Raw genomic sequence first — 12,463 nt, 5'->3', positions numbered from 1 at the left:
AAACCATGCGTACGCTCTGCGCTTCGACCCTGATCAGCGAGGTCTTCGTCATCGGCTTCGCCGGACTGGTCGCGATGAAGGACCCGGACCTCTCCGTCGCCACGGTGTGGACGGTGTGCGGCATCGCCATGTTCCTGTGTGTGGCACTGTGCGGGGTGATCACCCGGCCCGGCGGCGTCGCCCTCGGCTGGGTCCTGCAGATCGCCCTGCTCGCCTCCGGCTTCTTCGTCCCGACGATGTTCTTCCTGGGCGTGCTGTTCGCGGTGCTGTGGTGGGCCTCGGTGCACTACGGGCGGAAGATCGACGAGGCGAAGGCCCGGTTCGCCGCCATGGAGGACCGGCCCGACACCGCCTGACGGGTGCGGCGACGCGCCCGGTAACCTGCACAGAACCTCTCAGCACCCTCAGCACCCTCGCCCTGAACCCCAAGGAGCTCCGCCGTGACCCAGCGCACCCTCGTCCTCCTCAAGCCCGACGCCGTCCGTCGTGGCCTGACCGGCGAGATCATCAGCCGTATCGAGCGCAAGGCCGGCTGGCAGCTCACCGCGCTGGAGCTGCGCACCCTGGACCAGGACACGCTGGAACAGCACTACGGCGAGCACAAGGGCAAGCCTTTCTACGAGCCGCTGATGGAGTTCATGGCCTCCGGCCCGGTCGTGGCGATGATCGTCGAGGGTGAGCGGGTCATCGAGGGAGTGCGCCAACTGGCCGGTCCGACCGACCCGGTCGCCGCGGCCCCGGGATCGATCCGCGGCGACTTCGGCGTGATCGTCCGGGAGAACCTGATCCACGCCTCCGACTCCGAGGAGTCCGCCGAGCGCGAGGTGAAGATCTTCTTCCCCGACCACGCGTGACGTCCCGTCCACCGAGACCGCGCATAACAATCGCATAGCGGCCGTGCGCTGCGCTTTTGGCCGTCCGGCGGCTGGTCTGGGGGCTTTGCCCCCAGACCTTTTTGACATATGCGCGGCGTTCGGGGGAACGCGTGCCCCCGATGGCCCGTCTCCACAAGCAACCGGACCCGCCATCTGATGACAATGGCGAAGACCCTCGCGCAGTGTTTGCGAAGGCGCGTCTACGATGGAAGCCTTCGCGTCACCGCACCCACCTCGCCGACCTGAAAAGCCCTCAAAAGCCAGTGGGAAGGCCAGACGAATCCTCATGGGGAACTCTATGTCGTTCATCGGCCGTGACATGGCTGTCGACCTCGGGACCGCCAACACGCTGGTGTACGTGAGAGGTCGCGGAATCGTACTCAACGAGCCGTCCGTCGTCGCGATCAACACCAATACCGGTGGCATCCTCGCGGTCGGGGCCGAGGCGAAGAAGATGATCGGGCGCACCCCCGGCAACATCGTTGCCGTACGCCCGCTGAAGGACGGCGTCATCGCCGACTTCGAGATCACCGAGCGGATGCTCCGCTACTTCATCCTGAAGATCCACAAGCGGCGGTATCTGGCCCGTCCGCGGGTCGTCGTCTGTGTCCCCTCGGGCATCACCGGTGTCGAGCGCCGTGCCGTCATCGAGGCGTCGTCCCAGGCCGGCGCCCGCCAGGTGCACATCATCGAGGAGCCCATGGCCGCCGCCATCGGCTCCGGCCTGCCGGTCCACGAGGCCACGGGCAACATGGTGGTGGACATCGGCGGCGGCACCACGGAGGTCGCGGTCATCTCCCTCGGCGGCATCGTCACCGCCCAGTCCATCCGGGTCGCGGGCGACGAACTGGACAACGCGATCATCCAGCACATCAAGAAGGAGTACTCCCTCCTGCTGGGTGAGCGCTCGGCCGAGCAGATCAAGCTCACGATCGGTTCGGCGTACGACCTCGACTCCGACGAACACACCGAGATCCGCGGCCGGGACCTGGTCTCCGGGCTGCCCAAGACCGTGGTCATCTCCGCCGACGAGGTGCGCAAGGCGATCGAGGAGCCGGTCAACGCCATCGTGGACGCCGTCAAGACCACCCTGGACAAGTGCCCGCCGGAGCTGTCCGGCGACATCATGGACCGGGGCATCGTGCTGACCGGCGGCGGAGCGCTGCTGCGCGGTCTGGACGAGCGGCTGCGCCGTGAGACGGGCATGCCCATCCACATCGCGGAGGACCCGCTGGACAGCGTGGCGCTCGGCTCCGGAAAGTGCGTCGAGGAGTTCGAGGCGCTCCAGCAGGTGCTGGACGCCCAGCCGCGCAGATGACGCGACTCTTCGATTCCGCCGTACGGGACGATCTCCTCTCGTACGGCGGATCGTTGATATAGAGACATAAGCTGACCCCCCGTAGTTCCCAAGCCCGTAGAACCGTAGATCCGTAGATCCGTAGAACCGTGGTTCTGCAGATCGTCAGATCCGCGGTTCCCGTAATTCCCGGCAGTTTCCGACCACTTCGGTACCACCCCCGTTTTCGCTACCCGTTCTCGACGAGGAAGGCACGGCCGTCGCACGTGAGGGACACACGAGAGAGCCGGCTGCTCCTGGTGCTGCTGATCACCACCGCTTTCGCACTGATCACGGTCGACATCCGCGGCGGAGAGGATTCACCGGTCGACGGTGCCCGGCAGGCCGCGGCGACGGTCTTCGGCCCGATCGAGAACGGAGTGGCCGGCGCGGTCGACCCGATCGGCAACGCCGTCTCCGCGGTCCGCGACTCCGGTGACCGGCACGACCGGCTCGCCGAACTGGAGCGTGAGAACGCCGCGCTCAAGGCCGAACTCGGCAGCGACGACCGCAACCGCAGCAGAGCCGAACAGCTCGACAGGTTGCTGAAGGTCGCCGGCCAGGGCCAGTACGGCATCAAGGGCGCCCAGGTCATCGCCATAGGAGCGGCCCAGGGCTTCTCCTGGACCATCACCATCGACGTCGGCGCCAACGACGGCGTCAAGCGCGACATGACCGTCCTCAACGGCGACGGACTCGTCGGCCGGGTCACCACCGTCGGCCCGAACACCGCCACCGTGCTGCTCGCCAACGACCCGGACTTCACCGTGGGCACCCGCATGGAGGCCGGTGACGAACTCGGCTTCGCCTCCGGCCAGGGCGACCGGCCCCTGCGCGTCGAACTCCTCAACGGCAAGGCCGAGATCAAGAAGGGCGACCGGCTGGTCACCTTCGGCTCACAGGCCGACAAGCCGTTCGTGCCCGGCGTCCCCGTCGGCACCGTCTCCCGGGTCGACCCCTCCGGCGGTGACCTCACCCGCACCCTCTACGTCACGCCGTTCGTCGGCTTCACCAAGCTCGACGTCGTCGGTGTGGTCGTCCAGGCCCCCGAGAAGGACCCGCGCGACACGGTGCTGCCCAAGAAGCCGAAACCCACGCCCACGCCGACCGTCACGGTGACCGTCACCCCGTCAGCCCCGGCCGGCGGCCAGGACCAGCAAGAGCAGTAGGAGCTGTCACCCCATGCGCGTCAACCGGATCCTGCTCTCCAGCTCACTGGTCGTGGTGGCCCTGGTGATCCAGGTGAGCGTCCTCGCCCGCCTCCATCTCCCGGGCGCCGTCCCCGACCTGCTCCTCCTGACGGTCCTCGGCCTCGCCCTGGTCTACGGCCACGTCGGCGGCTCCCTCATCGGCTTCGCCGCCGGACTCCTCGCCGACCTGGCCCCGCCCGCCGACCACGCCGTCGGCCGCTACGCCCTCGTGCTGTGCGTCGTCGGCTACCTCGCCGGGCTGGTCAAGCCCGAGAGCGGCCAGGTGAGATCGGCGACCGGCCCGATGGCCGTGGTGGTCGCCGCGGCCGTCGGCACCACCCTGCTCTACGCCGGTGTCGGCGCCCTCGTCGGCGACACCGCGGCCCGCAACGTCGGCCTCGGCGGACTGCTCCTCAGCGCGGCCCTGTACGACCTGCTGCTCGCCCCCTTCGTCGTCCCCGGGGTCATGGCCCTGGCCCGGCGAGCCGAGAACGATCCACTCGCCGAGAACAGTTCCGCCAAGTCCGGTGACATCGCCTCCGGCTGGAGCTCGGGCGGCACCGGGCTGCGCATCGGCGCCCAGCGGGGCCTGAGGGCGAAGGCGGCGCGGGCGCGGGTGGCGCGGGCCGGCCGCATCAAGGGGGTAAAGCGCCTGTGACATCGCAGAACCTCACCGAGGGGGAGGAAACCGCGTGACCCCCCACCCGTCTCCCACCACCACCCTCAACGGAATGGGCTGCGCCCATGACTAACATCCCCGAGACCGGGCGCAGCCCAAGGGTCCAGATCCGGCTCGTCGTCATCCAGGTCCTCGTCCTCTCCCTCCTCGGCACCCTGGGCGGGCGCCTGTGGTACCTCCAGATCCGCGAGGGCGCCGAGTACGCGAAGAAGGCCTCCGGCAACCACGTGCAGCAGGTCGTCCAGCCCGCGGTCCGCGGCTCCATCCTGGACGCCCGCGGAGTGGCCCTCGCCGACAACGAGACCCGGCTTGTCGTCTCCGCCTCCCGCACCGAACTCCTGAAGATGCGGGACGACGGCAAGGCCGTCCTCACCAAGCTCGCCGGCGTCCTCGGCATGCCCACCAAGGAGGTCATGGAGAAGGTCCGGCTGTGTGACGCCAAGACCCCCCAGCCCTGCTGGAACGGATCGCCGTACCAGCCCATCCCCATCACCGACGAGGCCACCGCCAAGCAGGCCCTGCAGATCCGCGAGCGTGCCGAGGACTTCCCCGGCATCAGCGCCGAGCCCCAGGCCGTACGCCGGTACGCGGCCCCCGGGCAGGCCAACACCGCCCAGGTCCTCGGCTACCTCTCACCCGTCACCGACGAGGAACTCCAGGAGGCCCAGGACTCCGACTCGCCCTATCTGCGCTCCGACCAGGTCGGCCGCTCCGGCCTGGAACGCGAGTACGACAAGCAGTTGCGCGGCAAGGCGGGCGTCACCCGCTACGAGGTCGACAACCTCGGCCGCGTCATCGGCGAGGCGCAGGCCGACCCCGCCCAGCCCGGCGCCAACCTCGTCACCAGCATCGACGCCCGCGTCCAGCGGGTCGCCGAGTACGAGCTGAACGAGGCGATGAAGCAGGCCCGCAAGGAGATGGACCGCAACACCAACCGCCTCTACGAGGCCGACTCCGGGGCCATCGTCGTCATGGAGGCCAAGACCGGCCGCGTCGTCGCCATGGCCTCCAACCCGAGCTACGACCCCAACGCCTGGGTGGGCGGCATCTCCGGCAAGGACTACGCCAAGCTCACCGGCAAGAAGTCCAACTACCCGCTGCTGAACCGCGCCATCCAGGGCGTGTCGGCACCCGGCTCCATCTTCAAGGTCGTCCCGACGGCCGCCGCGATCAACGCCGGCTACTCCTTCGAGGGTCCCTACGAGTGCTCCAGCTCGTACTCCATCGGCGGCCAGGTCTTCAAGAACTTCGAATCCCAGAGCTTCGGCGGCATCAGCCTCGGCCGAGCCCTCGAAGTCTCCTGCGACACCGTCTTCTACCGGCTCGCCCACGAGGAGTGGAAGCGCGACGGCGGCAACAAGCCGAAGAAGAACGCCAAGGACTGGTTCTACAAGACCTCCCACCAGTTCGGCCTCGGTGAGCTGACCGGCATCGACCTGCCCAACGAGGTCACCGGCCGCGTCCCCGACCGCCAGTGGAAGGCCGACTACTGGAAGGCCAACAAGGACGCCTGGTGCAAGTCCGGCAAGAAGGACGGCAGCTACGTCGAGCGCATCGCCTACGAGAACTGCCTCGAAGGCAACCGACTGCGCGCCGGTGACTCCGTCAACTACTCCATCGGCCAGGGCGACACCCTCGTCACCCCCATCCAGATGGCCACCGTCTACGCGGCCCTCTCCAACGGCGGCACCCTCTACAACCCCACCGTCGGCAAGGCCGTCATCAGCCCCGACGGCAAGCAGGTCACGGAGATCGAACCCAAGGCGCACGGCAAACTGCCGATGACGAAGAAGACCCTCAACGCCATAGACGGAGCCCTCGAGGGAGTCGCCACCCGCGGTACCGCCGCCTGGCGGTTCGGCGGCTGGCCGCAGGACGAGATCCCGATGCACGCCAAGACCGGTACCGCCGAGGTCCACGGCAAGCAGACCACCTCGTGGTTCGCGACCTACACCAAGGACTACTCGATCGTCATGACGATCTCCCAGGGCGGCACCGGCTCCGGCGCCTCGGGCCCCGCCGTGCGCAACGTCTACAACGCGCTGTACGGAGTCTCCCCGGACGGCGAGATCGACAAGAAGAAGGCACTGCTGCCCACCCCGCAGAAGACGCTGCCCAAGGTCAGGACGGACGGCACCATCACCTCCCCGAAGATCTCCAAGGACCCGGCCAAGGACCTGCGGGCCACCGAGGAGGCCGAGACCGAGGAAGGCGGGACGGCCCCCGACGGCCAGGACCAGGGCGCGACCGTGAACACACCCCCGCCCGCCAACCGCGACACCCGCCGCCGGGACGCACGACGGAGCGCCGGCCGGGCGCGCCGCACGGCAGGCCGAAGGACGGCGCCATGACCGGCGGAGTCAACAGCTTCCACGTCTCCGGCTACGGACCCGAGCGGGCCGGCTGGACGCGGCTCTTCGCCCGCGACTCCCCGGCCCGGCGACTCGACTGGCCGATACTGCTGTCGGCGATCGCCCTGTCGCTGCTCGGCTCCCTCCTGGTCTACTCGGCGACCCGCAACCGCACCGAGCTCAACCAGGGCGACCCGTACTACTTCCTGGTCCGGCACTGGCTGAACACCGGCATCGGCCTGGCCCTGATGATCGCCATGCTCTGGCTCGGCCACCGCGCCCTGCGCACCGCCGTACCGGTCCTCTACGGCGCCTCGGTCTTCCTGATCCTGCTGGTGCTCACCCCGCTGGGCTCCACCATCAACGGCGCCCACTCCTGGATCAAGCTCGGCGGAGGCTTCTCGCTCCAGCCCTCGGAGTTCGTGAAGCTCACCATCATCCTGGGCATGGCCGTGCTGCTCGCGGCACGGGTCGACGCCGGGGACAAGCCCTACCCCGACCACCGCACGGTCCTCCAGGCCCTGGGGCTGGCCGTCGTCCCCATGCTGATCGTGATGCTGATGCCCGACCTCGGCTCGGTCATGGTCATGGTCGTCATCGTGCTCGGTGTCCTGCTCGCCTCCGGCGCCTCCAACCGGTGGATCTTCGGCCTGATCGGCGCCGGGGCCATCGGCGCCGTCACCGTCTGGCAGCTCGGAGTCCTCGACGAGTACCAGATCAACCGCTTCGCCGCCTTCGCCAACCCCGAACTCGACCCCGCCGGCGTCGGCTACAACACCAACCAGGCCCGCATCGCCATCGGCTCCGGCGGCCTCACCGGCTCCGGCCTCTTCGAAGGCTCGCAGACCACCGGCCAGTTCGTGCCCGAGCAGCAGACCGACTTCGTCTTCACCGTCGCCGGGGAGGAACTCGGCTTCATCGGCGGCGCACTGATCATCGGCCTGCTCGGCGTCATCCTGTGGCGCGCCTGCCGCATCGCCCGCGACACCACCGACCTGTACGGCACCATCGTCGCCGCCGGCATCGTCGCCTGGTTCGCCTTCCAGACCTTCGAGAACATCGGCATGACCCTCGGCATCATGCCGGTCACCGGCCTGCCCCTGCCGTTCGTGTCCTACGGCGGCTCGTCGATGTTCGCGGTGTGGCTGGCCGTGGGCCTCCTGCAGTCGATCAGACTGCAACGCCCGCTGTCCGCGTGACCGCGGGCCTGTCCAGCCGTACGACCGGTGCGGAACGCCCCGCCGCTCCGCACCGGTCACGACTAGATCCAGGTCTGGCGGATAGGTTCGGGTTATGGCGGACACCACACGCGAAATCGAGCGAAAGTACGAGTCCGGCGACAGCGGACTCCCCGACCTGACCGGCGTCCCCGGCGTGGCGTCCATCGCCGACCAGGGCGTCGTCCACCTCGACGCCACCTACTACGACACGGCCGACCACCGCCTCGCCGCCGCCTCCCTCACCCTGCGCCGCCGCACCGGCGGCTCCGACGCCGGCTGGCACCTGAAGTTCCCCGTCGCCCCCGGAGTGCGCGACGAGATCCACGCCCCGCTCTCCGACACCGTCCCGGAGGACCTCGCCCGGCTCGTCCGCTCCCGCGTCCGCGGCACCGCACTGAGTCCCGTGGTCCGGCTGCGCTCCGACCGGGACGTACGCCACCTCCTCGACACCACCGGCCGGCTCCTCGCCGAGATCAGCGTCGACACCGTGCACGCCGAACGCCTCACCGGCGACGGCACCGCCCGGTGGACCGAGATCGAGGTCGAACTCGCCGACGGCGGCGACCCCGCCTTCCTCGACAAGGTCGACAAACGGCTCCGCAAGGCGGGCCTGCGCCCCTCGAAGTCCCCCTCCAAACTCGCACGGGCCCTCGCCGAGACGGCACCCCCCACGCACGCGCCCCAGGCCGCCCCCGCACCCGCGGCCGCCCCGGCCGCGGCACCGAAGCGCAAGCACCGCAGCCGCCCGGTGGGCAAACCCGTCACCGCCGGCGACCACGTCCTCGCCTACGTCCGCGCCCAGCGGGACGCCCTCGTCGAACTCGACCCCGCCGTACGCCAGGACGTACCCGACTCCGTGCACCGCATGCGCGTCGCCACCCGCCGCCTGCGCAGCACCTTCCGCTCCTTCCGCAACGTCCTCGACCGGAAGACCACCGACCCCCTCGCCACCGACCTGAAATGGCTGGCCGGAGAGCTCGGCCTGGACCGCGACCAGGAAGTCCTCGCCGAGCGCCTCATCACGGCCCTGGACGACCTGCCCGACACCCTCGTCCACGGCCCTGTACGCGACAGACTGACCACCTGGTCCGAGACCGGCCACCGCGGAGCCCACGGCAAGGTCACCGGAGTCCTCGACTCCCGCCGCTACCTCACCCTGCTCGACACCCTCGACGCCCTGCTGGCCGACCCGCCCCTGCGGAAGAAGGCCGCGGCCGGCCCGGACAAGGTGCTGGCCAAGGCCGTGAGCAAAGACCTCGACAAACTCTCCGGCCTCGTCACCCGGGCCCTGGACCTCCCGCCCGGCCACGAACGCGACCTCGCCCTGCACGAGGCCCGCAAGAAGACCAAGCGCACCCGCTACGCCGCCGAGGCCGCCACCCCGGCCCTCGACGATCCCGCCAAGGACCTGGTCAAGAGCATGAAGTCCCTCCAAGGCCTGCTCGGCGACCACCAGGACAGCGTCATGGCCCGCAAGACCCTGAGCGAACTCGCCGCCGTCGCCCACGCGGTGGGGGAGAGCGACTTCACGTACGGGGTGCTGTACGGACGCGAGGAGCGGCGCGCGGAGATCACCGAGAACGCCCTCCCGGAAACCTGGACGCCGATCAGAAAATCCGCCGCCTTCTGAAGCGGTTAGGCTGGATGGTCACCCTCCCCCAGCCTCCGGCCGGGGGAGCCCCAGCCAGCACACAAAGGTTCCCGAGATGCCTGCCGAAGCCGCCGTGGCCGCCGAGTCTGTGTTCCCGGAGCTCGAAGCGCTGCTCCCGCATGTGCAGAAGCCGATCCAGTACGTCGGCGGAGAGCTCAACTCCACGGTCAAGCCTTGGGACAGCTGCGATGTCCGCTGGGCCCTCATGTACCCCGACGCGTACGAGGTCGGACTGCCCAACCAGGGCGTCATGATCCTCTACGAGGTGCTCAACGAGCAGGACGGCGTCCTCGCCGAGCGCACCTACAGCGTCTGGCCGGACCTGGAGGAACTGATGCGGGAGCACGCCGTCCCGCAGTTCACGGTCGACAGCCACCGCCCGGTCAAGGCCTTCGACGTGTTCGGCCTGAGCTTCTCCACGGAGCTCGGCTACACCAACATGCTCACCGCCCTGGACCTGTCCGGCATCCCGCTGGAGGCCAAGGACCGCGGCCCGGACGACCCGATCGTCGTGGCCGGCGGCCACGCCGCCTTCAACCCCGAGCCGATCGCCGACTTCATCGACTGCGCCGTCATCGGCGACGGCGAGCAGGCCGTCCTGGAGATCACCCGGATCATCCGCGCCTGGAAGGAGGAGGGCCGCCCCGGCGGCCGCGAGGAACTCCTCTTCCGCCTGGCGAAGACCGGCGGCGTGTACGTCCCCGCCTTCTACGACGTCGAGTACCTCCCCGACGGCCGGATCGCCCGCGTCGTACCGAACAAGTCGGGCGTCCCGTGGCGCGTCTCCAAGCACACGGTGATGGACCTCGACGAGTGGCCCTACCCCAAGCAGCCCCTCGTCCCGCTCGCCGAGACGGTCCACGAACGCATGTCCGTGGAGATCTTCCGCGGCTGCACCCGCGGCTGTCGCTTCTGCCAGGCCGGCATGATCACCCGCCCGGTGCGCGAGCGCTCCATCACCGGCATCGGCGACATGGTCGAGAAGGGCCTGAAGGCCACCGGCTTCGAAGAGGTCGGCCTGCTCTCCCTCTCCTCCGCCGACCACTCGGAGATCGGCGACATCGCCAAGGGCCTCGCCGACCGCTACGAAGAGGACAAGATCGGCCTCTCCCTCCCCTCCACCCGGGTCGACGCCTTCAACGTCGACCTGGCCAACGAACTGACCCGCAACGGCCGCCGCTCCGGCCTGACCTTCGCCCCCGAGGGCGGCTCGGAGCGCATGCGCAAGGTCATCAACAAGATGGTCTCGGAGGACGACCTGATCAGGACCGTCGCCACGGCCTACGGCAACGGCTGGCGCCAGGTGAAGCTCTACTTCATGTGCGGCCTGCCCACCGAGACCGACGACGACGTCCTCCAGATCGCCGACATGGCGATGAACGTCATCCAGAAGGGCCGCGAGGTCTCCGGCTCGGGCGACATCCGCTGCACCGTCTCCATCGGCGGCTTCGTCCCCAAGCCGCACACCCCCTTCCAGTGGGCACCGCAGCTGTCGGCCGAGGAGACGGACGCCCGCCTGACCAAGCTGCGCGACAAGATCCGCGGCGACAAGAAGTACGGCCGCTCCATCGGCTTCCGCTACCACGACGGCAAGCCCGGCATCGTCGAAGGCCTCCTCTCCCGCGGCGACCGCCGCGTCGGCGCGGTCATCCGAGCGGTCTACGAGGACGGCGGCCGCTTCGACGGCTGGCGCGAGCACTTCTCCTACGACCGCTGGATGGGCTGCGCCGACAAGGCCCTGGCGCAGTACGGCGTGGACGTCGACTGGTACACCACCCGCGAACGCTCCTACGAGGAGGTCCTCCCCTGGGACCACCTCGACTCCGGCCTCGACAAGGACTGGCTCTGGGAGGACTGGCAGGACGCCCTCGACGAGACCGAGGTCGAGGACTGCCGCTGGACCCCCTGCTTCGACTGCGGGGTGTGTCCTCAGATGGACACCAGTATTCAAATCGGACCGACTGGTAAGAAGCTGCTTCCCCTGACGGTGAAGAACACGGCCTGACCGTGCGGCACGCGGCGCCCGCTCCCAGTGGTGCGGGGGCCTGAGCCGTCGTCCTGAGACGTTCGGTGGGCCCACTCCGGAACGCGGAGTGGGCCCGTCGGCGTTCGCGGCCTGCGACGGATGCGGTGTTACGGCCGGGCCGTGTCGGGTGTGGAGGCATGCTCGGGTTGGAGGGGTTGGAGGGGTTGGAGGGGTTGGAGGGGTTGGAGGGGTTGGAGGGGCGGGAGGGCGGCTTCCAGGTCGTCCAGGGCCCTTCTGGCGATGGCGATGCGGGTGCGCAGGTCCACGGCGGGGTCCGGGGCGGGGGCCGAGGGTGCTTCGGGGGCGGGGGAGTGTTCGCGTTCCAGTTCGCGGGCTTCCTCCAGGGAGCTGATGACCACCCCGATGAGGACGTTGACCAGGACGAACGAGGCGAACAGTACGTAGGAGGCGTAGTAGACGATGCTCCAGCGGGAGATCTCCAGGCCCGCGTGGACGGCGTCACCGAGGCCGTCCAGGGTCATCAGCAGGAAGAGGGTGAGGACGGCGCGGCCGATGGAGCCGAACTGGCCGGGGTCCGCCTCGCTGAAGAAGACCCAGCCGACCATGGCGTAGACGTAGAGCAGGAGCGCGCCCACCAGGAGGAAGCTGACGGTGCCCGGCAGGCTGCGGGCCACCGCGACGAAGACGATCCGCAGCTGGGGGAGGAAGCGGGCGGTGCGCAGGACGCGGGCGAGGCGCAGGAGCCGCAGGACGGTGGTGTTCTCGCGGACGAGGGGCAGGAAGGCGCAGGCGACGACGGCCAGGTCGAAGAGGTTCCAGGGGTCGCGGAAGAAGTCGCGGGGGCGGTCCGCGTGGGCGCAGGCGCGCAGGGCTATCTCGACGGTGAAGGCGACGAGGCAGAGGTGCTCGGCGAGGCGTAACCCGTGGTGCCAGTCCCTGGAGAGCCCGCTGTAGGTCTCGGCTCCCAGCAGGGCCGCGTTGGTGAGGATCAGGGTGAAGACGGTGAGGGCGAACCAGCGGGCTTCGGTGACGGCGCGGGCTCTCTCCGCCAGGGCGTGACGGAGGGGCCGGGACGTGGCGCCCGTGGGGGCAGGGTGGTCGTTCATGTCGTGCTGTATCTGCTCCTTCGTGCCGCGCGCCATGCCCGTGGCACGGACGGGCCGGCGGGTTCGCG

10 protein-coding genes are annotated in these 12,463 nt (G+C 69.4%); 9 read left to right on the top strand and 1 reads right to left on the bottom strand.

Annotation, left to right across the window (positions count from 1 at the left end; all coding sequences use genetic code 11):
* Window positions 1-5 precede the first annotated feature (5 nt).
* From ACVW19_RS10995 to ACVW19_RS10955, 9 genes are all read left to right on the top strand, one after another.
* On the top strand, window positions 6-356 hold the full coding sequence (locus tag ACVW19_RS10995) for a DUF4233 domain-containing protein (protein WP_457458805.1): 351 nt from the start codon (window positions 6-8) through the stop codon (window positions 354-356).
* A gap of 84 nt (window positions 357-440) precedes the next feature.
* Window positions 441-854, top strand: coding sequence for a nucleoside-diphosphate kinase (gene ndk, locus ACVW19_RS10990; protein WP_457458803.1), 414 nt, complete (start codon window positions 441-443; stop codon window positions 852-854).
* 319 nt (window positions 855-1,173) lie between these two features.
* On the top strand, window positions 1,174-2,193 hold the full coding sequence (locus ACVW19_RS10985; protein WP_109379091.1) for a rod shape-determining protein: 1,020 nt from the start codon (window positions 1,174-1,176) through the stop codon (window positions 2,191-2,193).
* 245 nt (window positions 2,194-2,438) lie between these two features.
* On the top strand, window positions 2,439-3,380 hold the full coding sequence (gene mreC / locus ACVW19_RS10980) for a rod shape-determining protein MreC (RefSeq protein ID WP_457458801.1): 942 nt from the start codon (window positions 2,439-2,441) through the stop codon (window positions 3,378-3,380).
* A gap of 13 nt (window positions 3,381-3,393) precedes the next feature.
* On the top strand, window positions 3,394-4,059 hold the full coding sequence (gene mreD, locus ACVW19_RS10975; protein ID WP_457458799.1) for a rod shape-determining protein MreD: 666 nt from the start codon (window positions 3,394-3,396) through the stop codon (window positions 4,057-4,059).
* Window positions 4,060-4,145: 86 nt separating this feature from the next.
* The gene (gene mrdA / locus ACVW19_RS10970; RefSeq protein WP_457458797.1) at window positions 4,146-6,431 is read left to right on the top strand and encodes a penicillin-binding protein 2; all 2,286 of its coding nucleotides are present in this window, start codon (window positions 4,146-4,148) and stop codon (window positions 6,429-6,431) included.
* Complete coding sequence (gene rodA / locus ACVW19_RS10965) at window positions 6,428-7,630, top strand: rod shape-determining protein RodA (RefSeq protein WP_457458795.1); 1,203 nt, start codon at window positions 6,428-6,430, stop codon at window positions 7,628-7,630. Before mrdA ends, rodA begins: the two co-directional genes overlap by 4 nt.
* A 94-nt stretch (window positions 7,631-7,724) precedes the next feature.
* Window positions 7,725-9,281 (top strand): CYTH and CHAD domain-containing protein, encoded by a 1,557-nt coding sequence (locus tag ACVW19_RS10960; protein ID WP_457458793.1) that lies wholly within the window; start codon window positions 7,725-7,727, stop codon window positions 9,279-9,281.
* Window positions 9,282-9,357: 76 nt separating this feature from the next.
* Window positions 9,358-11,307, top strand: coding sequence for a TIGR03960 family B12-binding radical SAM protein (locus ACVW19_RS10955; RefSeq protein WP_457458792.1), 1,950 nt, complete (start codon window positions 9,358-9,360; stop codon window positions 11,305-11,307).
* A 128-nt stretch (window positions 11,308-11,435) separates the two neighbouring features.
* On the opposite strand, the gene ACVW19_RS10950 is transcribed toward ACVW19_RS10955, so the two are convergent.
* Window positions 11,436-12,395: an ion transporter gene (locus ACVW19_RS10950; RefSeq protein WP_457458790.1), complete on the bottom strand. Its 960-nt coding sequence runs from the start codon at window positions 12,393-12,395 to the stop codon at window positions 11,436-11,438.
* Window positions 12,396-12,463: the final 68 nt, after the last annotated feature.

It is taken from the genome of Streptomyces sp. TE5632 (assembly GCF_054061295.1).
This window is presented reverse-complemented; position numbering and strand designations above follow the sequence as displayed.